Annotated in this window: 27 protein-coding genes; 14 read left to right on the forward strand and 13 right to left on the reverse strand. The window is 64.2% G+C overall.

All coding sequences use genetic code 11. The annotated features are described in order from the left end of the window. Window positions 1-190: 190 nt before the first annotated feature. Window positions 191-628 (reverse strand): MarR family winged helix-turn-helix transcriptional regulator, encoded by a 438-nt coding sequence (locus tag AB3X86_RS28150; RefSeq protein WP_368598545.1) that lies wholly within the window; start codon window positions 626-628, stop codon window positions 191-193. 200 nt (window positions 629-828) lie between these two features. Here AB3X86_RS28150 and AB3X86_RS28155 point away from each other — a divergent pair, with 200 nt between their 5' ends. Both AB3X86_RS28155 and AB3X86_RS28160 read left to right on the forward strand, forming a co-directional pair. Continuing rightward, on the forward strand, window positions 829-1,251 hold the full coding sequence (locus AB3X86_RS28155) for a VOC family protein (RefSeq protein ID WP_368598546.1): 423 nt from the start codon (window positions 829-831) through the stop codon (window positions 1,249-1,251). A gap of 195 nt (window positions 1,252-1,446) precedes the next feature. Further along, window positions 1,447-2,157: an SDR family NAD(P)-dependent oxidoreductase gene (locus AB3X86_RS28160; RefSeq protein ID WP_368598547.1), complete on the forward strand. Its 711-nt coding sequence runs from the start codon at window positions 1,447-1,449 to the stop codon at window positions 2,155-2,157. A 32-nt stretch (window positions 2,158-2,189) separates the two neighbouring features. Here AB3X86_RS28160 and AB3X86_RS28165 read toward each other — a convergent pair whose 3' ends face one another. From AB3X86_RS28165 to AB3X86_RS28185, 5 genes are all read right to left on the reverse strand, one after another. Further along, entirely contained in the window at window positions 2,190-3,137 is a 948-nt protein-coding gene (locus AB3X86_RS28165) for a LysR substrate-binding domain-containing protein (protein WP_368598548.1), read from the reverse strand. 181 nt (window positions 3,138-3,318) lie between these two features. Then, window positions 3,319-4,419, reverse strand: a complete 1,101-nt coding sequence (locus AB3X86_RS28170; protein WP_368598549.1) for an NAD(P)H-dependent flavin oxidoreductase — start codon at window positions 4,417-4,419, stop codon at window positions 3,319-3,321. 57 nt (window positions 4,420-4,476) lie between these two features. Next, window positions 4,477-5,760, reverse strand: a complete 1,284-nt coding sequence (locus AB3X86_RS28175) for an MFS transporter (RefSeq protein WP_368598550.1) — start codon at window positions 5,758-5,760, stop codon at window positions 4,477-4,479. Next, a complete protein-coding gene (locus AB3X86_RS28180; RefSeq protein ID WP_368598551.1) occupies window positions 5,757-6,965 on the reverse strand; it encodes a YbfB/YjiJ family MFS transporter in 1,209 nt (402 codons plus the stop codon). The genes AB3X86_RS28175 and AB3X86_RS28180 overlap by 4 nt, the downstream gene beginning before the upstream one ends. A gap of 119 nt (window positions 6,966-7,084) precedes the next feature. Next, entirely contained in the window at window positions 7,085-8,017 is a 933-nt protein-coding gene (locus tag AB3X86_RS28185) for a LysR family transcriptional regulator (protein ID WP_176105777.1), read from the reverse strand. 762 nt (window positions 8,018-8,779) lie between these two features. On the opposite strand from AB3X86_RS28185, the gene AB3X86_RS28190 reads away from it, so the two are divergent. Next, a complete protein-coding gene (locus tag AB3X86_RS28190) occupies window positions 8,780-9,037 on the forward strand; it encodes a cytochrome b/b6 domain-containing protein (RefSeq protein WP_368598552.1) in 258 nt (85 codons plus the stop codon). A 244-nt stretch (window positions 9,038-9,281) separates the two neighbouring features. Here the strand turns inward: AB3X86_RS28190 and AB3X86_RS28195 are convergent, their stop codons facing one another. The 3 genes from AB3X86_RS28195 to ribA form a co-directional block, all read right to left on the reverse strand. Then, on the reverse strand, window positions 9,282-9,662 hold the full coding sequence (locus AB3X86_RS28195; protein ID WP_368598553.1) for a helix-turn-helix transcriptional regulator: 381 nt from the start codon (window positions 9,660-9,662) through the stop codon (window positions 9,282-9,284). Window positions 9,663-10,014: 352 nt separating this feature from the next. Beyond that, on the reverse strand, window positions 10,015-11,289 hold the full coding sequence (locus AB3X86_RS28200) for a tyrosine-type recombinase/integrase (RefSeq protein ID WP_368598554.1): 1,275 nt from the start codon (window positions 11,287-11,289) through the stop codon (window positions 10,015-10,017). A 220-nt stretch (window positions 11,290-11,509) separates the two neighbouring features. After that, window positions 11,510-12,160, reverse strand: a complete 651-nt coding sequence (ribA, locus tag AB3X86_RS28205; protein WP_176123077.1) for a GTP cyclohydrolase II — start codon at window positions 12,158-12,160, stop codon at window positions 11,510-11,512. A 314-nt stretch (window positions 12,161-12,474) separates the two neighbouring features. Between ribA and AB3X86_RS28210 the strand changes: the two genes are divergently transcribed. Together AB3X86_RS28210 and AB3X86_RS28215 are read left to right on the forward strand one after the other, a co-directional pair. Beyond that, window positions 12,475-12,927: a CBS domain-containing protein gene (locus AB3X86_RS28210; RefSeq protein WP_176123078.1), complete on the forward strand. Its 453-nt coding sequence runs from the start codon at window positions 12,475-12,477 to the stop codon at window positions 12,925-12,927. After that, the gene (locus AB3X86_RS28215; RefSeq protein ID WP_368598555.1) at window positions 12,924-13,118 is read left to right on the forward strand and encodes a hypothetical protein; all 195 of its coding nucleotides are present in this window, start codon (window positions 12,924-12,926) and stop codon (window positions 13,116-13,118) included. Before AB3X86_RS28210 ends, AB3X86_RS28215 begins: the two co-directional genes overlap by 4 nt. An 84-nt stretch (window positions 13,119-13,202) precedes the next feature. Here the strand turns inward: AB3X86_RS28215 and AB3X86_RS28220 are convergent, their stop codons facing one another. Both AB3X86_RS28220 and AB3X86_RS28225 read right to left on the reverse strand, forming a co-directional pair. Further along, window positions 13,203-13,550 carry a DUF4148 domain-containing protein gene (locus AB3X86_RS28220; protein ID WP_368598556.1) on the reverse strand — a complete coding sequence of 116 codons (348 nt, stop codon included), beginning with the start codon at window positions 13,548-13,550 and terminating at the stop codon, window positions 13,203-13,205. A 219-nt stretch (window positions 13,551-13,769) separates the two neighbouring features. After that, window positions 13,770-14,399 carry a DNA-3-methyladenine glycosylase gene (locus tag AB3X86_RS28225; RefSeq protein ID WP_368598557.1) on the reverse strand — a complete coding sequence of 210 codons (630 nt, stop codon included), beginning with the start codon at window positions 14,397-14,399 and terminating at the stop codon, window positions 13,770-13,772. Between the two features lie 325 nt (window positions 14,400-14,724). Between AB3X86_RS28225 and AB3X86_RS28230 the strand changes: the two genes are divergently transcribed. Together AB3X86_RS28230 and AB3X86_RS28235 are read left to right on the forward strand one after the other, a co-directional pair. Beyond that, a complete protein-coding gene (locus AB3X86_RS28230; protein ID WP_176123081.1) occupies window positions 14,725-15,084 on the forward strand; it encodes a BON domain-containing protein in 360 nt (119 codons plus the stop codon). 297 nt (window positions 15,085-15,381) lie between these two features. After that, on the forward strand, window positions 15,382-16,464 hold the full coding sequence (locus AB3X86_RS28235) for a calcium:proton antiporter (protein ID WP_368598558.1): 1,083 nt from the start codon (window positions 15,382-15,384) through the stop codon (window positions 16,462-16,464). Window positions 16,465-16,500: 36 nt separating this feature from the next. Here AB3X86_RS28235 and AB3X86_RS28240 read toward each other — a convergent pair whose 3' ends face one another. Beyond that, entirely contained in the window at window positions 16,501-17,394 is an 894-nt protein-coding gene (locus AB3X86_RS28240) for a LysR substrate-binding domain-containing protein (protein ID WP_368598559.1), read from the reverse strand. Window positions 17,395-17,885: 491 nt separating this feature from the next. On the opposite strand from AB3X86_RS28240, the gene AB3X86_RS28245 reads away from it, so the two are divergent. The 7 genes from AB3X86_RS28245 to AB3X86_RS28275 all read left to right on the forward strand — a co-directional run bounded on the left by AB3X86_RS28245 (window position 17,886) and on the right by AB3X86_RS28275 (window position 24,343). Further along, complete coding sequence (locus AB3X86_RS28245; RefSeq protein WP_368598560.1) at window positions 17,886-18,980, forward strand: PotD/PotF family extracellular solute-binding protein; 1,095 nt, start codon at window positions 17,886-17,888, stop codon at window positions 18,978-18,980. Window positions 18,981-18,985: 5 nt separating this feature from the next. Beyond that, window positions 18,986-19,969 carry an ABC transporter permease gene (locus AB3X86_RS28250; RefSeq protein ID WP_368598655.1) on the forward strand — a complete coding sequence of 328 codons (984 nt, stop codon included), beginning with the start codon at window positions 18,986-18,988 and terminating at the stop codon, window positions 19,967-19,969. After that, window positions 19,966-20,859, forward strand: a complete 894-nt coding sequence (locus AB3X86_RS28255; protein ID WP_368598561.1) for an ABC transporter permease — start codon at window positions 19,966-19,968, stop codon at window positions 20,857-20,859. Before AB3X86_RS28250 ends, AB3X86_RS28255 begins: the two co-directional genes overlap by 4 nt. 25 nt (window positions 20,860-20,884) lie before the next feature. Next, window positions 20,885-21,979: an ABC transporter ATP-binding protein gene (locus tag AB3X86_RS28260; protein WP_368598562.1), complete on the forward strand. Its 1,095-nt coding sequence runs from the start codon at window positions 20,885-20,887 to the stop codon at window positions 21,977-21,979. Window positions 21,980-22,041: 62 nt separating this feature from the next. Beyond that, window positions 22,042-22,854, forward strand: a complete 813-nt coding sequence (locus AB3X86_RS28265; RefSeq protein WP_176123209.1) for a transporter substrate-binding domain-containing protein — start codon at window positions 22,042-22,044, stop codon at window positions 22,852-22,854. A gap of 62 nt (window positions 22,855-22,916) precedes the next feature. Further along, the gene (locus AB3X86_RS28270) at window positions 22,917-23,684 is read left to right on the forward strand and encodes an amino acid ABC transporter permease (protein WP_176105767.1); all 768 of its coding nucleotides are present in this window, start codon (window positions 22,917-22,919) and stop codon (window positions 23,682-23,684) included. Window positions 23,685-23,686: 2 nt separating this feature from the next. Further along, window positions 23,687-24,343, forward strand: coding sequence for an amino acid ABC transporter permease (locus tag AB3X86_RS28275; RefSeq protein WP_152854273.1), 657 nt, complete (start codon window positions 23,687-23,689; stop codon window positions 24,341-24,343). A 269-nt stretch (window positions 24,344-24,612) separates the two neighbouring features. Here AB3X86_RS28275 and AB3X86_RS28280 read toward each other — a convergent pair whose 3' ends face one another. Then, window positions 24,613-24,786, reverse strand: a complete 174-nt coding sequence (locus AB3X86_RS28280; RefSeq protein ID WP_368598563.1) for a hypothetical protein — start codon at window positions 24,784-24,786, stop codon at window positions 24,613-24,615. Between the last annotated feature and the right edge of the window lie 120 nt (window positions 24,787-24,906).

Raw genomic sequence — 24,906 nt, forward strand, 5'->3', positions numbered from 1 at the left:
ATCGAGCACGTTCATGAAGGTCGCGAGCGCTACGGCGAACGTGCCGATGGCGAATTTCGCGCCAGTCAGCTGGGCCGGCGCGGCCGGATTGGTCGATGGGTTCATTGCAACTCCTCGTCTCGGTTCGGAGCGCCCTTCGATTGCGGGCTGATATCTGATATGTCAGATAATCGAATAAAAAAAATGCCGCCTAGTCGTTCAGCAGTCTGGACAGCAGCACGTTCAACGTATCGAAGTCCGACTTCGAGAAGTGCGAGAGCCGCTCGCTCCAAGCGCCACGGGTGACTCGGACATTGCGGGCGGCGACGGCCTGCCCTTCCCGGGTCAACGACACGTCCACGTGACGGCGATCCCTCTCGTTACGCGCGCGCTCGATCAGTCCGCTCTTTTCGAGCTTGTCCAGCACCCGGGTCATCCGGGCCGGGGGGATACCTGCCTGTTTGGAAAGTGCGGCCGGCGTTGTGACGTTGCCGCGCGCAAGCGTGAGCAGGACGCCGCGCGCCTGCAGGTTCAGCCCTGCATCCGCGAGCCCCGATCTGAGCTCGCTTCCAATCAGCTGACGCGCCTGACCCAGCACGGACACCAGCTTTTGCGCGCGCTCAAAGTCTTCGTTGGTCGAATCGTCCATCGGTCGTCTCCAAGATATCTGACTTCAGCTTATTTGACTATGCAGATTTAAGCAAGCGGATTTGTTCGCCAGATGCGCCACATGGTGTAAAAACTGAATTGCGCCGCCAGCGACAATCGACGCCATTTCATGTGGCTACATGTGGCTATGATGTTCTGGCGGGGATTCGACCGCCGCTTTCTTTTCAGGAAGACAGAATCATGGCTGACAACCCGCTTACTTCAGGTATCGATCACGTCGGACTCACGGTCCGCGATCTGAACCTCACACGCGACTTCTTCGTGAAGTGCCTCGGCTGGAAACAGGTTGGCGAACGGCCCGCTTACCCGGCGGCGTTCGTATCGGACGGACACGTGATGTTGACGCTGTGGCAGGTCACCGACCCGAGCCGCATCGTCGAATTCGATCGCAAGGTTCATGTCGGACTTCATCATCTTGCGTTGCGCGTGAGCAGCGAGGAAGCGCTCACCGATATATTCGCGCGCGTATCGGCGTGGCCCGGCGTGAAGGTCGAATTCGCGCCGGAGGACCTCGGTGCCGGTCCCAAACGCCACACGATGGTGTATGAACCGGGCGGGATCAGGCTCGAGTTCGATCACGATCCGCGAACGCAAACATCCTGAATGCGGATCGGTGCCGCTGAGGTCAGACGCCGCGACACGCACGCGACGTGTCACGACTGACCTCTTGTTCCTGCCGCTCACAAGTGTTTGTCCGCGCCCTGTATGCAAAAGCGGAGCACGACTGCATAAATTAGTAGCCATCGGAGCCATCAGCCCGATCACACAGTGCTGATCCAACCAACTTCGAGGTTCACTATGAGTCAGTCTCCCAAAGTCATCGTCGTCACCGGTGCATCGCAAGGCATCGGCGCCGAAACGGTCAAGGCGTTTCGCCAGCTCGGCCACAACGTCGTCGCGACATCGCGCAGCATCAAGCCGTCGGACGATCCCAACCTCGTCACCGTGGCCGGTGACATCGCCGATCCGGCCACGGCTCGACGGGTCATCGAAACAGCCGTGGCGCGCTTCGGGCGGGTCGATACGCTCGTCAACAATGCGGGCATTTTCGTGGCCAAGCCGTTCACGCAATACACGGCCGAAGATTACGCGACGGTCACCGGCATCAATCTCGCGGGATTTTTCTACATCACGCAGCTTGCAGTCGCCCAGATGGAAAAGCGTGAGCGCGGCCACGTCGTCAACATCACGACGACGCTCGTCGATCACGCGATCGACGGCGTGCCGTCGGTGCTGGCCTCGCTGACCAAGGGCGGCCTCGCCGCCGCGACGCGCTCGCTCGCGATCGAGTACGCGAAGCGCGGCATCCGCGCCAACGCGGTGTCGCCCGGCATCATCAAGTCGCCGATGCATGCGCCCGAAACGCATGCGGCGCTCGGCGCGCTTCATCCGATCGGTCATATGGGCGAGATGAGCGACATCGTCAATGCGATCCTCTATCTCGACTCGGCGCCGTTCGTGACGGGCGAGATCCTGCACGTGGACGGCGGCCAGAGCGCGGGCCACTGAGCAAACCACGACACGACGCGCGCGTACGAGGCTCAATGCGCGCGCGTCACCGGCGCGGCGGGCGTCATGGGCTTCGCCAACTGCTCCATCAGAAAATCGACGAAAGCGCGCACGCGCGACGTCAAATAACGCGCATGCGGATAGAGCAGGATGAACGGCCGCGTGCGTGCGCCCGCGTCGCGCAACACTTCCACGAGGCGCCCTTCGCGCAGATCGTCCTCGACGACGAAGCGATAGGTCTGAAACAGCCCCGCGCCGGCACGCGCGAGCGTCACGCCGGCAAGCGCGTCGCCGGAGGTTCGATAGCTTCCGCTCGTCAGCACGTCGCCATCCTCGGGCGAGCGCTCGAAGGTCCACGCGAGATGACGCCCGCTGCTCGGCAGTTCGAACTGGATGCACTCGTGGGTCTGCAGGTCCTCGACGGTGTTCGGCACCCCCGCACGTTTCAGGTAGGCGGGCGTCGCCACCACGACCATTTCCGCATCTTCGAGCTTGCGCGCGACGAGGTTTGAATCGGCCGGTGCGCGTCCGCGTATCGCCAGATCGAAACCTTCGTCCGCGAAGTCGATGTTGCGGTTGCTCAGGTGCGTTTCGACCTGGACTTGCGGATAGCGCTCGTGAAACGCCGGCAGCAGCGGCAACACGCGATAGTGCCCGTACGGAGTCGGCATGCTGATGCGCAGCACGCCAGCGGGGGTGGTCTGCTCGCCCGTCACTTCGCGCTCGGCATCCATCAGTTGCGAGAGCGCCTGGCGGCACTGCTCGAAGTAACGCCGCCCCGCGTCGGTCAGACGGATCTGGCGCGTGGTGCGCACGAACAGGCGCACGCCGAGCCGCTCCTCGAGCCGCGCGACCGAGCGGCTCACGGCCGCGGGTGTGACGCTCGCGGCATTGGCCGCCAGTGTGAAGCTGCCGAGCTCGGCCGCGAGGCAGAAGAGCTCGATGCTGCCGAGCAGCAGATCGTCGAATTTGCGTTGCATGCCTGTCCGCCTTCGTCTTTTGGCTCAAGAACCTGTCGATCCCGGCCGCGCGGCAGCGAACGCATGGACGCGGAACTGACGACCGACAATTGACGCGCCGGAAGCCACACCCGCATCGGCAGGTGCGCGCGCCACGTGTTTCGATGCCATCCATGCGTGCGAGGCATCGAGGCCCGACTGCTCAGTTCCACACCGATTGCAGCCGCTCTATACTTTCCCGCGTTTCGCGCTCCAGCTGCGCCATCAGTTCGCCCGCCGCCAACGACCGCGCAAGCGGCGCAGCCTGGCCCGCCCATTGCGCGCCGTAGCCGAACTCGCCCTTGGCCTTGGCCGCTGCGTTGAGCGCCTTGCCCGCGTCGTAGGTGATCGGATAGGACGGCGTACGCGGCGCCTGCGGGTCCTCGCCGAGCGCGGTGAAGCGATTGACGATGCTGCGCGCGAGGCGCCCCGAGATCGCCGACGTGAACGTCGTCGAGCGCGCCGCATCGCTGAGCAACGCGCGGCGATAGCCGTCGTCGATCGAGGTTTCCGGGCACGCGACGAACGCGGTGCCCAATTGCGCCGCCTGCGCGCCCAGCGCGAGCGCGGCCGCGATGCCGGCGCCGTCCATGATGCCGCCCGCCGCGATCACCGGCAGGTCGAACTCGCTGGCGAGGAGCCGCGTCAGCGCGAACGTGCCGAGGCGTTCGTCGCGCGCGGTGGTGTCGAACACGCCGCGATGACCGCCCGCTTCGATGCCCTGCGCGACGATCGCATCGACCCCCGCCTCGACGGCCGCCGCCGCTTCGTCGAGATTGGTCGCGCTCGCGAGCAAACGGATACCCGCGTGTTTGAGTTGCGCGATCACCGCATCGGGCGGCAAACCGAAATGGAAGCTCACGACGGCCGGCTTCTCCGCGAGCAGCATCGCCTGCATCGCGGTGTCGACGACGAAGCTCGTGTAGATCTCGGAGAGCGCTTGCGGCGGCGTCGCGCCGTATTGCCGGAACACCGGTTCGAGCCAGGCGAGCCACGCGCGCTCGACGGCCGCATCGGGTGTTGCCGGGCGATGGCAGAACACGTTGATGTTGAACGGTTTCGTCGTTAGCTCGCGGGTCTGGTGAATCGCTTTACGCGCGTTCTCCGAGTTCATCGCCGCCACGCCGAGCGAGCCGAGACCGCCCGCGTTCGACACCGCGGCGGCCAGCGCCGGTGTGGTGACACCGGCCATCGGCGCCTGAATGATCGGCTTGTGGATGCCGAGCGTGCGCAACAACGCGCGGTTGTTCGCTTGAGTGCTCATGTTCCCTTCCCACCGGATGCGTTAGAGGTTCAATGTGGCTGCCAGCTTGCCAGCCGGTCAGGCTCCAGTGCGGCGGTGCGCCCAGCGCGCGAGGCCGCCGCAGGCGATCAGCAGCGCGCCAGTCACGAAGAACACCGCGTGCAGCCCGAGGTGAACGCCGATCACGCCGCCGATCACCGGGCCCACCACCTGGCCGCTGAATTGCGCCGATTGCAGATAGCCGAGCATGCCGCCGGTCCTGCTTTCATCCACCGACTGCCGCGCGAGCTTGCCGATCGACGGCAACAGACCCGCGAGCGTCATACCCATCAGCACGCGCAACCCCGCGAGCTGCCACCACTGCGTGACGAAGGCTTGCGGCACCATTGCCAGTCCCGTCAGCACGAGGCAGGCGACGATCACGCGCCAGCTCCCGAAGCGGTCGGCCAGCGCGCCGAGGCGCGCGGCCGTCAGCATGCTCCCGAGCGCCGAGCATGCCATGACCACGCCCGCAACGCGAGCAAGATGCGGCGCGCTCACGCCGAGATCACCGATGTACACGGTGATGATCGGCTCGATCGACATATTGGCGAGCAACACCATCATCGCCGTGACGAGCAGCGCCGCGATCACCGCGTAGTTGGTGCGCCGCACGGGTACGTCCGATCTGCCGGATGCGCGCGCTTTGCCGTCGCTGGCCGGGTGAAATTCTTCCTTCACCACGAAGATGGTCAGCAGCGCCGCCGCCGCGATCATCGCGCCGCCCGCGAAGAACGTGCCGCGAATGCCGATCCAGTCCGGCAGCACGCCGCCGACGAGCGGCCCTACCAGGTTGCCCGCGAGCGCGCCCGTCGACAGGATGCCGAGCGCCCAACCCGCGCGTTCGCGCGGCGCCTGGGTGCCCACCATCACCGTGGAAGCTGACGCGTAGCCGCCTACCAGACCGGCGATCAGACGCAGTGCGACCAGTTCGTACACATTGTGCGCCACGCCGATCAACGACATCACCACCGCCATACCGATCGCCGCGCGCACGAGCATCGGCTTGCGCCCGAAGCGGTCGGCCAGACGCCCCCACAGCGGCGCGGTGAGCGCGGTGCCGAGAAAGGTCGCGCCGAATGCGATGCCCGACCACTGGATCACCGCGGACTGCGAGCTGACGCCAAGTTGCCGCACATAGAGCGGCAGGAACGGCAGCAGCATGCTGAGGCTCACGAGCGTCGTGAACGAGCCGAACACGCAAACGACGAGATTGCGCCGCCAGTACTGGACGTTGCGCTCCGCATAGCCTCGCGGCCGCGCGTCGTGCCGCGCAGGCGGCGCCGCGAGCGCCACCGATGAGGACGAAACCGGGGAGTTCATTTCGCGCTCCGTGCGGCCAGCAGATCGACCGCGAGTGCGAGCAGCAGCGCCACCGCGCCGATCGCGTAGAGCACCGGATAATTGCCGCCGCTCGAAGAAAACACGAACGAAAGACCATAGGCCGCTAGCGCCTGCATCACCGCGAAGCTCGTGGTCGCGCGGCTCCACGCGCCCTTGACCGCGGACGGATGGTGCGCAAGCAGTTCGTTCACGCGACCGAGCGCCAGTGGCACGATGCCCGGCGTGAACGCGCCTACGACAAAGGCGGACACCATCAGTCCCGCCGGCCCGAACAAGCCCACGGCCGGAATCGCGACCGCAGCGGCCTGCGCCAGATACGCGACACGCAGCGCGCGGCCGAAACCCGCGCGGTCGGCCAGATGCCCCGCCGCGAGCGGCCCGACGATCGCGCCCAAGCCGTACAGCACCCAGAATTCAGCGCCCGCCTCGACGCCGCGCCCCAGCCCGCGTGCCACGAAATCGACGAGAAACAGCATGTGCGGCACGAGTCCCACCGCGTTCAGGCCATATTCGACATAGAGCGAGCGCAGGCCGGCGCGCGGATAGGCCGGGGCTGTTTCGAAGCGCGAATGCGCATGAACATGCGCCGGTGCCGCGTGCTCGGGCCAGCCGTTCCACGCCACCGCGGTCAACCCGAGCGAAACGGCCGCGAGCCCGAGCCACGTCCACGTGAGTCCCTGACGCAGCAGGATCGGCACTATCGTGCCCGATGCCGCAATGCCGAGCCCGATGCCGGTGAAGATCCCGCCGCTCGCGAAGCCGCGACGAGCCGCCGGCACGTGCGCAAGGATGGTGGGCGCGGCGAGCACCATCAGCGCGCCGCCCGAAATTCCCGACGCGAGGCGCCAGATGAAGAACCACAGGAACGACACGGGCACCGCGCAGGCCACGAAGGCGATGGTTGCAAGCAGCATCATCGCGCGCAGCACGGTGGCGGGTTTCGCCACGCGCACCATCGCACCGGCCAGCAGCGCGCCGGCCAGATAGCCGCCGAGGTTCGCCGCGCCGAGATAGGCGGCGGTCGAAGCAGGAAACCAGTGCGCGCCGATGATGGCCGGCAAAAGCGGCGTATAGGCAAACCGCGCGAGACCGATGCCGATCAGGCTCGCGCTGGCCCCGGCGAGCGTGCCCCGCCAGACGTTGTAGCCGGCCGGACCGGCCGGATTCGAGACGGCTTGCTGCATGACGACTCCCGCGGACCCGTGCTGTTAAGCACCCGATGAAGATGGGAGCAGTCTAGCTCGAGTCGCATTCCGGGAGAATCGCCGCGCTGCGTAAGTCATTCTTCCGCGCGGCGATCGAATCAGCGGCGATCGGCGTCGGTGATCTGCTTCGCCTGTTCGAAATACTCGCGCAGCAGCGGCGCGGCGAAATCGACGAAACTGCGCACCTTGGGCACGGCAAGGCGGCCGTGCGGCGTCACCAGATTCACGGGCAGCGGCGTGTGCTCGCTGTCGCGCAGCACGATTTTCAGCGCGCCGGCCTTGACGTGATCTGCCACGTGATAGGAAAAGAGCCGTGTGAGCCCGCGCCCCTCCACGGCCGAAGCCCGCGCCGCGCGAATCGTGTTGACGATGACGCGCGGCGTGAACCGCACGACCTGCGGCAGCGCCGTTTGACGGGTCGCCGGAAAGCTCCATGAATCGAGCCCGAAATGCGTCATCGAGATGATCGGATGGCTGGCGAGATCGGCGGGCGCGACGATGGCCGGATGCGTGGCGAGATAGTCGGGCGACGCGACCACCACCCGCCTCACCTCGCCCACCGGAATGGCGACGAGCGTCGAGTCCTGCAGATGCGCGATGCGCAACGCCACGTCGATGCCTTCGTCGATCAGGCTCACGGGCCGGTCGAGCAGATGCAGGCGGATCGACGCCTGCGGATGGCGATCGAGAAACGAATCGACGATCGGGCGCAGCACCTCCTCGCCCACTGCGATCGCCGCCGTCACGCCGAGCAGGCCGCGCGGCGCGGAGCGCTCGTCGGCGGCGAGCAGGTCCGCCTCCTCGAGGTCCGCGAGAATGCGCCGGCACGCGAGCGCATAGCGCTCGCCCGCCTCGCTCAACCGGATCGTGCGCGTGGTGCGGTGTAGCAGCGGCGTGCCCGTGTGGGTCTCCAGAAACGCGATGGCCCGGCTCACCGCCGCCGGCGAGCGGCCGAGCCGGCGGCCTGCGCCTGCGAGACTTCCCTCGTCGAGCGTGGCGACGAAGACCTTCATGGCGTCGATACGGTCCATGGCGTGTTGGGTGGTGAACTTGCGCTTAGGCGTGGCACTTGATGGTGCCGCCGTCGTGTGGGTCGGTTAATCCCGCGACGATCTTAGCGGAAGACGACCAACGTCAGAGAGCCGCCCACAGGCTTGCGGCAAAAGAACGATGGCGGGTCGCATTGAACCCCGCGTCGCGTCGACGACGACGCACTCGAAACGCATCACTATGCAGACCCGGAAGCAAAAGAGGAATGCTGGTTCAAGGCCGACCAGTTCCTTCAGAAAGCCTTCAGTTCCAGGTACGCGCTCTCGACAGTAGCGCACGCGCGCGCCGGAGGTAGCGAGCGCCATGACCTTACCATGTCATCGAATGCTCGCACTCAGCGCGATTGCCAACCTGTCGCAGCCCTGCTTTTTTCTGGCGCCTTACCGTTCTTATTCCTTTCGCTCGACCCGATGACAAGGCTCAAATATTCCCCTGCAACCGCGACGACGACCCCAATCGCGGCCGGCGACGACCACACCCAGTACGACGCTTTCTCGATCCTGTTGGATCACGGCCATTCTGGTGGTGACGCAAATTGTACTGGCCCACACCTGGGGGTTTGCGTCGAAGCCCCGGCGTCACCTGATGATCGTCGGCCACATGTCGTTCGGGGTCATGCTGTCGGCCGTCTTGATCGTGCGCATCCGATAGCGGCTGATACCCGGACATCATAGTCCCGTGTCCGCCGTGGGATGGATCGAGTCGGGCGCCAAAGGCATCCATTATCTTCTGTACGCACTGCTGTGGCCGAAGCGGTGTTGGGTTTCGTGCTGTGCTGGTCCGGCAACGAATCGATGAGCTTTTTCTGGCTGCTGATTCCCGCTCCGTTCGCGCCGACCAGCAAGGCCACGCCTCATTCTATCGGCGAGGCGCACGATCTCGTCGGCTGGGCCATCACCGTCATCGCTGCGGTGCATGCCGCCGCCGCGCTGCTTCATCATTACGTGCTGCGCGATGAGGTATTCAAGCGCGTGCTGCCCGGCAAGCCGGGCGGCACGTAGTTCACTGCCGGCAGACCGCGCGCTCAGTCGATCGACAGACAATCGACGCGCGCGTCGATCTGAACGTCGATGTCCTTTTTTCAAAGCGCCCGCTTCGTCGATCACTCCGAGAAGCGGAAAAAGCCGCTGTGCAGCACCACGCGTTTGGCGCCGACATCTTGTCTGTTCATCTGGCCGATTCCTTCTCCGCTTATCTACTGCTGGGTCGCCCCAATTTGTCATCCCCACAATAGATCTCCAGAACTCAAAGCACTCTCGCGGGCGTCCGAATGGCCGCGTCACTTGTCGCCGCAGTTCTCGCCATGGAGTCCAAATCGTCTTTATTTCGGCCGATCACGTCTCGAGGGACTTGCCGCTTCTTAGCGCCTGAATTCTCTGGCGGCAGTAGCTTGGCGATCGGGCGTGCGTCAGCCCAGTTCTGAACCTCATGTGCGAGCCATCCCACCCTTCGGCCGGAAAGCAATCGTGGTTCGGGGAACGTTTTCTCGCGTACCAGTTGCTGTACGGTCGTCGGTGACAGAGAGAGTGCCTCTGCCACTTCTTTTAGAGAGAGACAGATCTTCATTGCGACTTTACCTTCGTCTGTTACCGTTGGTTCCGGACTGCACTGAGGCGTCGTCAACATGAACGAACGGAGGATTGATCTGCGAGCGATTCATCGTTACGGTTGAGCACGTACATCGGAATTTAATTGGCGGCACTAATTGTGGCAAACGCCCTCAGAGAAAGAAAATTCTGTTTGCCAGCGCAGCCACCAAGCGATGCGCTTCCGGAAAGTTCCGCAGAGAGCCGCTTGCTAGACGACGCTGAGCCGGAAACTTCTCAATGCCTGCTGCTTAGCGTTGATCCTTCTCATTTGAAGTTCGATGGAGATTGGATCCGGCCGGTGTAACGGGAAGTGGAATGCTTCACGCGATGCCCCGTTGATATCTGATCTCGCCCCACTGCCGAACACCCGCGCAATGGTTACATGCGTGCTACTTCTTTGGGGGATATGCCGCCGCAATCGCTTCCAGGCGATGTGACAGTTGCCCCAGCCATTCGCGACGCTCGCTGTCGTAGGTATGGCGGTTATAGACGCCGATGATGCCAGGCTGAACATGCCCGAGCACTGCCTCGGCAATTTCGTTTGGGCATCCAAGGGTCGCAAGCAGCGTCCGGGTTGTGCGTCGAAGATCATGAGCTGACCAATGCGTGACGGGTAAACGAGGCCGATCATGGTTCGGAGCAATCTTGCAGTACGGCTGATGGTAGTAGACGCCGTGCTGGACCACGGTCTGATCCATCGCCACCCCACGCGAGGAAGGAAATAGGACCGTTCCCTTGGCCTGATCGAGGCGTCGCCGCACGATTACTTCGGCGCGGCCTATGAGCGGCACGCGCAGATCCGTTGCTTTCTCGTTATGTAGCACTTTGGTCTTTTGCTTGGGGATCGTCCACCAAAGACCGTCGCCTTCGTCTGCGATCTCCGTGCTCTCCATACTGACGATCTCGCCTCCCCGCGTGCCTGTCCAGAGGTAGAGCGTCAACGCATCAGCGACAGTCAGACTGAAATTCGGCAACCACCGAATCAATGTGCCAAGCTCGTCTACCGATAGCACCCTTTTCTGTGTCCCGGTGTATTTGCCTTCAATCTTGCGCCCTTTGCTCTTCAGTTGCCCTCGTAGAACTTCCTTCCACCAATTCGCGGTGTTTTCAGGAAGACGACCGGCATCTAGCGCGTAACGCCAGGCATTACCGAGCTCCATGCGAAGGCGTGCAGCGAGAACAGGCGTCGAACGATATGACTCCAGGAAATCGAAAGCCTGGGCGCGCGTGACAGCAATTGCACGCGTATCCGCAACCGGCCCTAACATCGCCCTGAATATACGTGCGACCTCGGTCGCGCCCTTTGCCTTTCGATTGAGCTCTACATATCCCTGCAGATAGTCGCGGCACAACTGTCTAACGGTGTAATCACCTGGCGATGGGCGATTGGCCTCATTTTCCTGCTTTCGACGCAGCGCGGAGAGTTCCGCACCGGAGTTCCTCTCGATACGGCTCTTCTCCCACGCAGCGATAGCTGCGGCAAACGACATTGCCGGCCATTCACCAAGCTTCACTTGCCGCATGCGGCTGTCGATTGGCGACTTGTAGCGGTACGTCCACGATTTGCGGCTCGCCGAAGCTTGGAGTCTTAGTCCTGGAAACCCCTCAAAGGTCATGTGCTCGCCACTGGGCAGCTTAACTGCGACACGTGCATCAAAGCGCATACTTCCCTCGGCGTAGGTTTTTCTGAGAGAAGCATACTCGGCGTAAGTTTGCAGCACAATGCAGCAAAAACCTACGCCAAGGTAGCGAGTTTAGTCGCACACAGAAAAGCGTTGATGTGCCAATTGAGCGAGCTATTCCGATATTTTTTCTTTTTTATTCAGATACTTGAAGCATCCATTGGCTCGCTATGGACGAACCCGGACAGGTCTCGACTTGCTACTATTCGTTCTCGTCGAAGTAATGCCCGAACTTCAGCTGCTTCGTACGGATATAGCGCTCGTTTTCCTCGCGCATCGGAATCGCGAGCGCGACACGCTCGCACACCGGAATACCGTGCTTCGACAGCGTGTCGAACTTCTCGGGATTGTTGCTCATCAGCCGCACCGACGTGACCTTCAGCGTGCGCAGGATGCCCGCGGCCGAATCGTATTCGCGTGAATCGTCGGGCAAGCCGAGATCGAGGTTGGCTTCGACGGTATCGCGCCCCTGCTCCTGCAACGCATACGCGCGGATCTTGTTCGACAGGCCGATGCCGCGTCCTTCGTGGCCGCGCAGATACAGCAGCACGCCGCAACCCTCAGCCGCGATATAGCGCAGCGCGAGGTCTAGCTGCTCGCCGCAGTCACAGCGATAGGAGCCGAGCACGTCGCCCGTCAGACATTCCGAATGCAGGCGCGTCAGCACGGACGACTGGTTGGCGACATCGCCCATTACGAGCGCGAGATGTTCGGCGCCGCTTTCGAGCACGCGAAACACATAGGAAGTGAACGTGCCATAGCGCGTGGGTAGCGTGGCGGTGGCGTCGAGAACGACGCATTCGCCGGTGACGGCGCCGTCCGCTGCGGGCGATGAATCCTGAGACGTGAGCATGGCGTTAAGCAATGGTGCAGGCATGAACCCGGCGAGCCGGGGATAAGGTGTGGACTGCGAGTTTACCGCTAATCCGCATGCCGCACCCGGATGCCCCTTCACGAGCACGGAACGCAGCCCCCCGCGACAACGGCTGGCGCCCCACGACGGGACCGGCAAGTCCGTGCGAATCTGGCCGATCCAACGCGCATCGTCCGGCGTGCCAGAGGTATTCCCGGTGTACCGCGGGCGAACCTCGCGCCTATACTGGAATCGCCTGTCCCTCACGACAGCGCGCCACTTCGGCGTGCTGCATTGCGAAACGGAGCCGCTCCATGTCAAGCGTTGCACAGCTTCTCAAAACGAAACCGAACCCCTCCAACGTCTACACGATTGGCGCCGACGACTCCGTCTATGAGGCGATCCGGTTGATGGCCGAGAAGGGTATCGGCGCGCTGGTGGTGACCGACGGCGACAGCATCGCCGGCATCATCACGGAGCGCGACTATGCTCGCAAGGTGGTGCTGATGGACCGGTCGTCGAAGGCGACGCCGGTACGCGACATCATGACGAAGGCGGTGCGCTTCGTTCGCCCCGACCAGACGACCGAAGAGTGCATGGCGCTGATGACCGAGCGGCGCATGCGTCACCTGCCTGTCATCGAGAACGACCGGCTGATCGGCATGGTGTCGATTGGGGACCTCGTGAAGGACATTATCGCGGAACAGCAGTTCACCATCCAGCAACTCGAGTTCTATATTCACGGCGAACGACTCCACGGCGAATGACGCTGAAGCACGAGCTTCGCCGAGCGATCGCCTGGCCGTTCATCCGCTCGGGACCGGCCGCAAAAAAAGCCCAAGCCTCGAAGAGCTTGGGCCAAGCTACCTTGCGGCAGCGGAGGTTCCTTCAGAAAGAGGAACGCAACGCGCGCACGGGCGGCACGCTCGCGGCTCATGGGTGCGGCGCGCTCGATTGAAAACAGTACCTGGTACGAAACGCTGTGCGCCCGCGAAAGCGGCGCACAGCGTGGTGCTGCGTGCGTGGTTACTGGTTGGCGAAATTAGTTGCCGAAATACACGCTCTTCGGGCCGCTCGTCGGCTGCGGCTGCGTCACGCGGCCCGCTTGCGTCGCTCCGCTCATCGGCGCGCCGTAGCCGCTGGTATCAGCGGTCGGCTGGGTTTGCGCGACGGCCGGATTTTGCGCTTGCACGCGCTGTTCGGCGGCCTGGATGTCGGCCGGATATTCCGTGTCGTTCGAGGTCGACGGGTTATAGCCCGCGCGCTCCAGTTGGATCAGTTCGTTGCGAACCTGGGCGCGGGTGACCGGCTGCTGGCTCGATTGCGCGAACGATACGATCGGCGCGGCAGCAACGGCTGCAATGGCAACTGCCTTGATCAGCGATTTCATGATGACTTCCCTCCAATGTGGTTTTATCTGCATCGCCGACACCGTGGTGTGCAGCGAACAAGTTCAGTCTAGTCACCGCATGAACAAGGGAAAACCCTTAATTGTGAGATATAAAATTGTGCTGATCGCAACAATGTCGGGGAATATCGTGGAATCGATTCGCCTCGCATGATGTACCGGGCAACAATTGTCTGGAACATTCCGGGCGCGGCCGAAATGTCATGCGACCGAATGCGGAATCGTCAGTAGTTTGCGCGGGCCGCTGACGAACGCGCTGCCCGGCTCGAAAAACCGCAGCGGCCGGTGCATCTCGCGCGAAAGGCCAATGCGCGTCGTCACGCCGACCGGTGCGTCGCCGGTTTCGATCACGCCGATCCATAGCCCGCGCCCCGTACACAGATCGTGGCCGTCGAACGCCTGGCCGATGCCGAATGCCACTGTCAGCCGGCCGGGTCCGCGGGCGAGATCGCGCAGCGGCACGCCGGGACGGCGCGCTTCCATCAGCGCAAGTCCTTCGAGCGGTTCGATCGCCCGCAGCAGGATGCCGGCGCCGACCTCCTCCGCTTCGGACGACATATTCAGCATGTACGACACGCCGTAGGTCAGCCGCACGTAAGCATGACCGCGCGCGAGAAACATAGAGCCGTTGTACGGACGACGTCCGATAAACGCGTGGCTCGTCGAATCGCCGAGCGGATACGCCTCGGTCTCGCCGATGCGGCCGCTCAGGCGTCCCTCGGGCAGATCGCGCACGAGATATTTGCCGACCATGAAGCGTGCGAGTTCGACGGTGTCGACCGGCAGATCGTCGCGGCGTAATGGTCGGATCGGAAGAGCTTCGTTTCGCATGGGCTGGATGTCCTTAAGTCGATGCTGAAATCCCACGTCATAGACCGATTGCAATCGGCAAATTCGTTGTACCGACGCCTCATTTTCTGCGCCGGCAAGTCAACATGGCACCAATTGCTGTATCGTGTGCTTCCGGCCGGTCACACGGCCGTTTGCATGTTTTCGGCGCGCACTTCGCGGCTCGCGGAAACATCCGTGTCGGCTGAAAGTGTTCGCATGGCTGCTGTACCTGTTTCATTCGTATTGAATCCCGCTGTACCCGCTGGTGTAAAAAAAATCGACCCCATCCGGGGGATCGACGTTCTACGACAACAGGAGATGGTTAATGAAAGCATTCTCGGCAATCAAGGTGATCGGCGGCGCGCTGGTCGTTCTCGCTTCCCTCAACGCGTACGCGCAAAGCAGCGATGCGGCCGCGACCGAAGCGCCGGCCGCAGCGGCACCGACCACCAAGGAAGCTAAACAGGCTAATCGCGCTCTGCAGAAGAAGGTCCGCGCGAAGCTCGCACGTACGAAGGGCCTGACCGTCGGCAACATCACCGTGCGCGCACGCAACGGCGCCGTCACGCTGGAAGGTTCGGTGCCGGAGCAGGCTCAGATCGAAATCGCGACGAACGCCGCTCAAGGCGTGGAAGGCGTGACGTCGGTGAAGAGCGCACTGTCGATCCGCGCAATTGGCCAGTAAGCCGGTCAACCAGCCGAAGAAGTTGCGGTAAAAGCAGCAAACTGGCGTCGATGGCGGAAAGCTCCGTCGCGACGCCAATTTCCCCTCCATACATCGCTCGACACGATTGCCCCCGGTGCAGCCCTCGCACCGCCCGACGCGACGATTTCCCCGCGCCTTCGAAACCGCGATATGTTGAACGGACGATTCCGTGCAGCGCGGGTTTATTGTGACAACTTTTCCCTTATAATTTAATGGCTTAAGGTCGATCCTTAAGATAGAACTTAAAGTTCATACACGCACCGAAAGGAAGGCCGCATGACTTCGCCGGCGACCGTCTTGCCCCGTTGGACCCTCGTCGCGCCAGTCATTAGCTGGATCGTGCTCGGTGCCGCCTATGCGATGCCGGGCAATGCGCTGCTGCTCGCGCTGGTCGGCGTGTCGCTGTGCGCGGCCGTGTTTGCCGCCGTCCATCATGCCGAAGTGGTCGCGCATCGCGTCGGCGAGCCGTTTGGCACGCTGGTGCTCGCGATCGCCGTCACCGTGATCGAAGTGGCGCTGATCGTCTCGGTGATGCTGACGTCCGGCCCCGAGAAAGCCGGCCTCGCGCGCGATACGGTATTCGCGGCCGTGATGATCGTCTGCAACGGGCTCGTCGGGCTATGTTTGCTGGCGGGCGGCATCCGCCATCTGGAACAGGACTTCCAGAGCCGCGGCGCGGCGGCCGCGCTGGCGGTGCTCGCATCGCTGTCGGTGCTGACGCTCGTGATGCCGAACTTCACGACCACCAGCCCCGGGCCGGTCCTGTCGCCGCCGCAGCTCGCGTTTGCCGGTGTGTCGTCGCTGGTGCTGTACTGCGTGTTCGTGTTCGTGCAGACGGTGCGCCATCGCGACTACTTCCTCGCGGGCGTGCCCGACGAAGACGTCCATGCCGAGCCGCCGGGCGCGCGCCTCGCAGCCATCAGCGGCGTGCTCCTGCTGGTGAGTCTCGTCGCGGTCGTGCTGCTCGCGAAAGTGCTGTCGCCGGTGGTCGAATCCGCGGTGCTCGGCGCGGGCGCGCCGCCGGCGGTGGTCGGCACCGTGATTGCGTCGCTGGTGCTATTGCCGGAAGGACTCGCGGCGCTGCGCGCAGCGCGCGCCGATCGTCTGCAGACCAGCCTGAACCTCGCGCTCGGCTCGGCGCTGGCGAGTATCGGCCTGACCATTCCCACCGTCGCCGGGGTGTTCCTGTATATCGGTCAGCCCATCGTGCTCGGCATCAACGGCAAGGACATGGTGCTGCTCGCGCTGACGCTGGTGGTCGCCACGCTGACGCTCAGCACCGGACGCACGACGATTCTGCAAGGCGCCGTGCATCTATCGCTGTTCGCGGCTTATCTGTTTTTGTCGTTCGCGCCTTGATCTGATGTCCTATCCGACGCTGGGGCGGACGGTGACTCACTCTTCCCAGTGCTCGACCATCCAGTCGCGGAACAGATTCAGCTTCTGCTGTTGCGCGACCGAGTCCGGATACACGAAGTAATAGCGCCAGCCGGTCTTCAGCACGGTTTCGAACGGCCGGATCAGGCGCCGCGCCGCGACGTCCTCGTCGATCAGCGCGAGGTCGCTGATCGCGACGCCAAAGCCCTGCGCGGCGGCATTGGTCGCCATGTCGAGCGTATCGAAGCTCGGGCCGAGCTCCGCGTCGATCGTGGCAGCGCCCGTCGCATCGGTCTCCGCGACTTTCGCGAGCCACATCTTCCAGTCGCGGTGATCGCGCGTCGGATGCAGCAGCGTGTGCCGCGCGAGATCGGCCACCTGCGCGAGCGGCTTGTCCTTCAGCAGCTCGGGCGTGCAGACCGGCGTCAGACGCTCCTCGAACAGCGACACCGCCTGCACGTCCGCACCGGGCGACGAACCGTAGATGATCGCCGCGTCGAACGGCTCGCTCTGGAAATCGACGTCGTGCTGCCAGGTGGTCGTGATCTGCACGTGCAGATCGGGATATTCGGACTGGAAGCGCATGATCTTCGGCAGCATCCAGCGCATCACGCAGGTCGGCACCTTCAGCGCGAGATCGGTGCGCTGTCGCGTCAGGCGCAGCGACATTTCCTCGATCCGCGCGAAGCTCTCCTTGACCGTCGGCAGCAGCATTTCGCCCTCGGCGGTCAGCGTCAGCCCCTTGGCGTGACGCTTGAACAGCGGAAACTTGTAGTACTCCTCGAGCGCGATGATCTGCCGGCTGACCGCGCCTTGCGTCAGGCACAGATGGTCGGCGGCACGCGTGAAGCTGCGATGCCGCGCGACAGTTTCGAAAATCTGCAGCGCGTTGAGCGGCGGTAGGCGTCGCATCGGATGTCATCCTGGATCAGAAAAAATCATTGCGTGGCTGCGGCAGCGCCCGTCGCCGCCCTGCCCGTTATGCCCAAAGCATACGCGATCGGCCGCGCGCGCACGAGCCGGCGCGCGGGCGAACCTGCATGCGTCCGGCTCATGGCGCGCGAAAAATGCGCGTTCCGGCCGATGTCGCACAGCCGTGGTGCGAAAGACCTGCGGCACCCGCACCAGAACCGAGCTTTCCTCATACCCCGATGCACCTTGTACTCGCCGGTCAGAGATGGACGTTAACCCGCATGCACCGTCGCCCGTAGTCTCCTGTCGCGTCCCTGAACCGCGCGCCGCCGCGCCCGCGCACCGGGAGCCATGAGCGCAGGTCATGACACCCATGCGCATATTTCGATTGTTGCGTGATTTTGGCAAACCTACAGTGCCTCCACGCACGGTTCATCCGGCAGCGGTCATAGCGATTCATAGGCAACGGGCGTTCATCACAGGAGACCGTCATGCAGCAGATCAAACGCGGTAGAAGGCAGGCCATCAAGACGATCGGTACGGCGCTCGCGGCATCCGCTCTGCCGATGCCGTTCCTCAATCTGCGCGCGCAGGAGCACAACTTCAGCGGCAAGACGCTGCGCATCCTGACATGGTCCGACGACACCGGCACGGCCGCGCTGCGCAACATCGCCGCGACCTTCACCGCGAAGACCGGCGCGAAGGTGATCGCCGATCGCGCCGACGGCACCTCCGGCATGGTCGCGAAAGTCAAGGCGGCGGGTGAGCGCCCGACCTACGACGTGATCACGCTCGCCGGCGTCGGCGCGGCCGGCCTCGCCGACGCGGGCCTGCTGATGAAGCCCGAGCTCGACCGCCTGCCGAACCTGAAAGACGTCGCGCCGCAATACCGCACCGGCGCGAACGGCTTCGGCGTCGGCTATCTGCTGTGGTCCGACGGCCTCATCTACAACACCGCGACGCTCAAGACGCCGCCTTCGTCTTACGAGGCACTGTGGGACCCGAAATACGGCGGTCGCGTCTTCCTGCCGCCGCCCGAGTGGGCCGAAGCGGTCGACCTCGCGATCATCGCCGCGAAGATGAACGGCGGCTCGCAGCAGAACATCGAGCCCGGCTTCAGGAAGCTCGCGCAACTGAAAGACCATGTGATGACGCTCGGCGAGAACCCGAACCAGGTGGCCGACCTCTTCCGCACCGGCTCGCTCGACATCGGCGGCATCTACTCGCCGGCGTTTTTTCCGGACCAGATCCGCAAGCCCGAGTACAAGATGGGCGTCACCTACGGCATGAAGGAAGGCTTCGCGACGCAGCTGATGTTCACGGTAATCCCGAAAGCGCATCCGGGCGACAGCGACCTGATCCACGCGTTCATCAATCATTCGCTCGACGCCGGCGTGCAAGGCCGCATGGCCGCCGACGTGCTGAACGGCCCGGTCAATTCGAAAGCGATGATTCCGGCCGAGAGCCGCGCGTTCGTGCCGAGCCCGCAGCAGATCGCCGAGAAAGCCGTGCTGCATGACGACAAGGCGCTCGCCGTCGTGCAGCCGGCGTGGATCAAGCGCTACACCGAAATCTTCTCGGCGTAACCACGATGCTCGCGCGCTTCCCGCGGCGTGCCGCGATGATGCCGGACGAAGCGGCGCCGGGTCCGACGCCCGGCGGCGCTGCCTGCGCTTCCGTAGTCGTCGAGACTGCCTTGACCGCCCCCGCTGGCGGCGCAACGACGCTCGCGAAAGCCCGGCCGTGGCTGCTGCTCGCGCCGATCCTGGTGTTTCTGGCGATCCTCGGCGCGGCCGCGCTGGTCGTGCTGCGCATGAGCTTCGGCACGTCCGGCAACGAATGGCGCAGCTTCACGCTGCAGAACTACGCGGACCTGCTCGACGGCTACTTCCTGAAGTCGTTGTGGCTGACGCTGCGGCTCGCGTTCCAGAGCATGCTGTGCGCGGTCGTGCTCGCGATTCCGGTTGCGCTCGCGATGGCGCGCACGACCTCGCGGCTCGCGCGCCGGCTGCTGCTCGCGGGTGTGCTGCTGCCGCTGCTGGTCAATCTGCTGCTGCAAGGCTATGGCTGGCTGGTGATCCTCGGCCCGGCGGGCCTGCTCAATCACGCGCTGCTCGCGAGCGGGCTCGTCGAGCGTCCGGTCATGTGGCTGTATCGCGAGCATGGCGTACTGCTGGGGCTGATCCAGACTGCGTTTCCGCTCGCCGTTCTGCCGCTGTCCAGCGCGATGCGTGCGGTGTCAATCTCGTACGAGGAAGCCGCCGCGACGCTCGGCGCAACGCGTTGGCAAACGCTGCGCCACGTGCTGTTGCCGCTCGCGATGCCGGGCCTCGTGTCGAGTGCGCTGCTGGTGTTCGCGTATAACGCGAGCGCGTTCGCGGTGCCGCTGCTGCTCGGCGGCCGGCGCGTGCCGATGCTCGCCGTGCTCGTGCACGATCAGGTCGCGCCGCTGTTGAACTGGCCGGCGGCCTCCGCTTCGGGCGTCGTGCTGATGGTCGCGACGCTCGCCGTGATGGCGCTCTCGCAACGGCTCGTGCGCCGCACCCAACGTCTGACCGGGGAGCCTCACTCATGAGCACGCCGCTGCCAGCTTCGCGCCTGCCGCGCACCGAACCTCGTTCGCCGCGCTTCCCGCGCCTGCCCGATACGATGCCCGGCCAGCTCCGCCACGCAACCGCGCTCGTGGCCGGCGTCGTGCTGTTTCTCGCCGCGCTGCCGATCCTGACGATGATCGCGATGTCGTTCAGCGCGGCCGACACGCTCGAATTCCCGCCGCACGCGTACAGCCTGCACTGGTATCGCGCGGCGTGGCACAGCTTCGTGTCGCCGGACGCGACCGATACGCTGTCGATGGGTGCTGCGCTGACCACGAGCCTCATCGTCGCGCTATCGACGATGCTGATCGCGACGCTGGTCTCCGTGCCCGCCGCGTATGCACTGTCGCGCTACCGTTTTCGCGGCAAGCCGGCGGTCGAGCAGCTGGTCGCGCTGCCGCTCGTCTATCCGCTCGTGATGCTCGGCCTGTCGCTGCTGCTGGTGTTCAACGTGCTGCCGGTCGAGCTGGGCGTCGGCCGGCTGATCATCGCGCATGTGATCCTGGCGCTGCCGTTCACGGTGAAGAACTGCGCGGCGTCGGTCGCATCGATCGGCCCCGAGTTCGAGGAAGCCGCGCTCGTGATGGGCGCGAACCCCAGCCGCGCGCTGGTCGACGTGGTGCTGCCGCTGATGCGCCCCGGCATTCTCGCCGGCATGCTGTTCGCGTTCATCGTGTCGTTCAACGAGTTCACGGTTACGTTCTTCCTGTATAGCATCGACACGATGACGCTACCCGTGTGGCTCTATAGCCGCACGGTGTCGTCGCTCGATCCGACCGTGTTCTGTTTCGCGGTGGTCATCGTCGCGATCGACTTCGCGCTGATCTGGCTGCTGGAAAAGCTGATCGGCGACGAAGGCGTCGCGCTGTGAACCCGCCACCTTGCTGGAGCCTGCGATGACCCATCTGACCTTGCAAGCCGTCACGCGGCGCTTCGGCGCCGTGCATGCCGTCGACGACGTCGACCTGAGCGTGCCCGACGGCAAGCTCGTCTGCTTCCTCGGTCCGTCCGGCTGCGGCAAGACCACGCTGCTGCGGATGATCGCCGGGCTCGAAACGCCGAGCTCGGGCAGCATTCAATTCGCCGGCCGCGACATCACGCGGCTGCCGGCCAACCGGCGCGACTTCGGCATGGTGTTCCAGTCGCTCGCGCTGTTTCCGCACATGACGGTCGCGCAGAACGTCGCGTATCCGCTGAAGCTGCGCAAGGTCGCAACAGAGAAGCAAACGCGCCGCGTCGCCGATCTGCTCGAACTGATCCGGCTGCCGCACATGGCGAACCGGCCGGTCACGCAGTTGTCTGGCGGACAGCGTCAGCGCGTCGCGATCGCGCGCGCGATTGCTTCGGAGCCTCAACTGCTGCTGCTCGACGAACCGCTGTCCGCGCTCGACGCCAAGCTGCGCGAAGCGATGCAGGTCGAAATCCGCTTGCTGCAGCAACGCCTCGGCATCACGACGATCATGGTCACGCACGACCAGCGCGAAGCGATGACGATGGCCGACGAGATCGTCGTGATGGAGAAAGGCCGCATCGCGCAGGTCGGCAAGCCCCTCGACATCTACCGCGATCCCGTCAGCGAGTTCGTCGCCCACTTCATCGGGCTCGGCAATATCCTGCCGGTGCAGTACGACGGCGCGGGCATCGTGAGCCTGCCGGGCGGACGGCGCATCGCGGTGACGCCGAGCCCGAGCGCGCCGCTCGCCGATGCGCGGCAGCCGGTTGCGAGCGGCGACGCGATCCGCCTGTTGATTCGCCCCGAGGACATCTGCGTGAAGGCGGCCACGGAGACACCGGACGCGAACCGGCTGCCCGGCACCGTCACATTCATTCGCGACGTCGGCGCCTCGCTCGAAGCGACGATCGATTGCGCGGGCTTCACGCTGACCGCCGCGACCACGCCGCGCGAAACGCCCGGACTCGCGCTCGGCATGCCGGTGCTCGCGGAGCTGCCGCCGCACGCCTGTAAGCTGATCGCAGCGCGCACCGCCTGATACCCGAACCCATCCCACACGCTTCGCTTCGATAAAACCGCATGACGACAGAGGACCAGATGATGAACCAGCGCCCCGCTCTCCAATCGACCCGCCGCGTGTTCGCGACCCTCGCCGCGACGCTCGCAATCACCGCGCTCGGCGCGCTGCCATCGGCCGCGCATGCCGACGCGCTCGACGACATTGCGAAGTCCGGCACCGTGCGCATCGGCGTGTTCGAAGACTATCCGCCGTTCGGCTCGATCGGTGCGGACATGAAGCCGGTCGGCTACGACATCGACGTCGCCAATCTGATCGGCAAGGCGCTCAACGCGAAGGTCGAACTGGTACCGGTGACCGGCGACAACCGCATGGCCTTCCTCGCCGATCGCAAGGCCGACATGCTGCTGTCGGTCGGCCAGACGCCGGAGCGCGAAAAAGTAATCGATTTTTCGCAACCGTACGCGCCGTACTACCTCGCGGTGTTCGGCCCGAAGTCGCTGCCGGTGAAGAACGCCGCCGATCTCGGCGGCAAGTCGATCTCGGTCGCGCGCGGCACGCTCGAAGACCTGAGCGTCACGAAGATCGCGCCGCCGTCGGCGAACATCAAACGTTTCGACGATCCGAACGGCGCTATTTCGGCGTTTCTTTCTGGTCAGGTACAGTTGATGGTGGTCGGCAACGACGTCGGCGCGACGATTCTCGCGCGGCATCCGGCAAACGATCCGGAGCAGAAGTTCGCGCTGTTCAGCTCGCCCGATCACGTCGGTCTGAACAAGAACGAGCCGCGCCTGAAGGCGAAGGTCGACGAAACGATTGCCAAGGCCCGCAAGGACGGCACGATGAACGCGATCTCGCAAAAGTGGCTGCGCGCGCCGCTGCCAGCCGATCTCTGAAACCCGTGGCGCGGTGCTGTGAAGTCCGCGCCGCAAACTGATCCTACGATGGGCACGAGGCCATGACTTACGCATTCGATTTCAGCGGCTTCGGCCTCTATGCAGGAATGCTCGCGCGCGGCGCCGCCGTGACGCTCGGTCTCACGGCCGTGTCGACCCTGGCGGGCGGGCTCGTCGGGATTGCCGGCGCGAGCATCGCGGCGGCCGGGCCGAAGTGGGCGCGCTGGCTGGTCGCGAGCTACGTCGAGCTGATCCGCAACACGCCGTTTCTCGTGCAGCTGTTCTTCGTGTTCTTCGGCCTGCCGAGCCTTGGCATTCATATCGACGAGATCCAGGCCGCGATTCTGGCGATGAGCGTCAATCTCGGCGCGTACGCGACCGAGATCGTGCGCGCCGGCATCGATTCGATTTCGCGCGGCCAGGTGCAGGCCGCCGAGGCGCTCGGCCTGCATGGACGCCAGGTGTTCCGCTACGTCGTGCTGCCGCAGGCGCTCGCCAACGTGTTTCCCGCGCTGCTCGGCCAGGTGCTGATCGTGATGCTCGGCTCGGCCGTCGTGTCGCAGATCTCGGTGCCCGACCTGACCTATGCGGCGAACTTCATCCAGTCGCGCAACTTCCGTTCGTTCGAGAGCTACGTGATCATCACGGCGACCTATCTGCTGATGTCGATCGTGTTGCGGCAGTTGTTGAACCGCTTCGGCCGCGGGCTGTTCGCGGGCCGCGCCGCGCGTGGAGCCAACAACAGCAGCAGCGGCAACGACGGCTTGCCGCGCAACTGGCGCGGCCGCCTGATGTGGCGCGGCGCGCGTACCCTGCCGACGGAGCGCTGATTATGGTCGAATTCACGCTGTGGGATATCGCCCGCAATCTGCTGCTCGCCGCGCGCTGGACGGTGCTGCTGTCGCTGATCGCGTTCGTCGGCGGCGGGGTCGTCGGGCTCGTGCTGCTCGCGATGCGCGTGTCACCGATCGCATGGCTGCGCCGCATCGTCGTGCTATACGTCGAGGTGTTTCAAGGCACGCCGCTCTTGATGCAGCTCTTTCTCGCGTTCTTCGGCTTGCCGCTCATCGGCATCGACGTGTCGCCGTGGGCCGCCGCGGCCGTCACGTTGACGCTCTATACGAGCGCTTATCTGGTCGACATCTGGCGCGGCTGCGTCGAAGCGGTGCCGCGCGGTCAGTGGGCGGCGGGCGCGAGCCTCGGCATGACGTTCGGCCAGCAGTTGCGCTATATCGTGTGGCCGCAGGCACTGAAGATCGCCGTCGCGCCCACCGTCGGTTTTCTCGTGCAGGTGGTGAAGAGCACCGCGCTCGCGTCGATCATCGGCTTCATCGAACTGACGAAGACCGGCACGATGATCACGAATGCCGCGTTCCGGCCGTTTCCGATTTACGGCATGGTCGCGATGATCTACTTCGCGATGTGTTTTCCGCTGACCTGGTATGCGCGCGTGCTGGAGAAGCGGCAGAAGGTCGGGCAGCATCGGTGAGGTGAGGCGGAGGGATGGCTTGCTTCGAGTCCTAACGGTTTCTTCGTGGATGTGCGGTGGGTTGGCTTCCGGACGGGCTGTAGTCGGCCACTTTCTGACGTTCACCTGTGTCATGCGGTGGTCGTTTGAACGACCGGTCCACTCCGAAATCCGCCCGATACTCAATGTGCAGTCGTCGGCCATACCCGACATTCAGGTACCGCATACCTCGGGCGGGCTACGAGTCGCTTTGCCGACATTCGCACTTCTGCGGCTGCGAACGTTAGCCCTCACTGCAAGCGACTTGCATACTTGCGACCCAAAAGATCCTGGATTCCCGTTAGCGGCCATTCAAATGAACATTTGAGGCTGCGCCGCACGCTCAAAGGCGTGTTGCCGGTCAAGTCTTTGGCTGGAGGCGCTTTTTTTAACTGCGGAGCGACCTCCATTTTGTCGGGTTTCATTCGGCCGGACCCTCGCTCGTCTTGCTGTCAGTGTCGGCAAATCATCCCAAGTTCCTTCCGGCAGTTGTGTCGGAGCACTATGCTTTTTATCAAGTGAGGTGCGAGGCTACGCTCGCGAAT

This window comes from Paraburkholderia sp. BR14374, assembly GCF_040948685.1.
GTDB classification, from domain to species: domain Bacteria; phylum Pseudomonadota; class Gammaproteobacteria; order Burkholderiales; family Burkholderiaceae; genus Paraburkholderia; species Paraburkholderia youngii.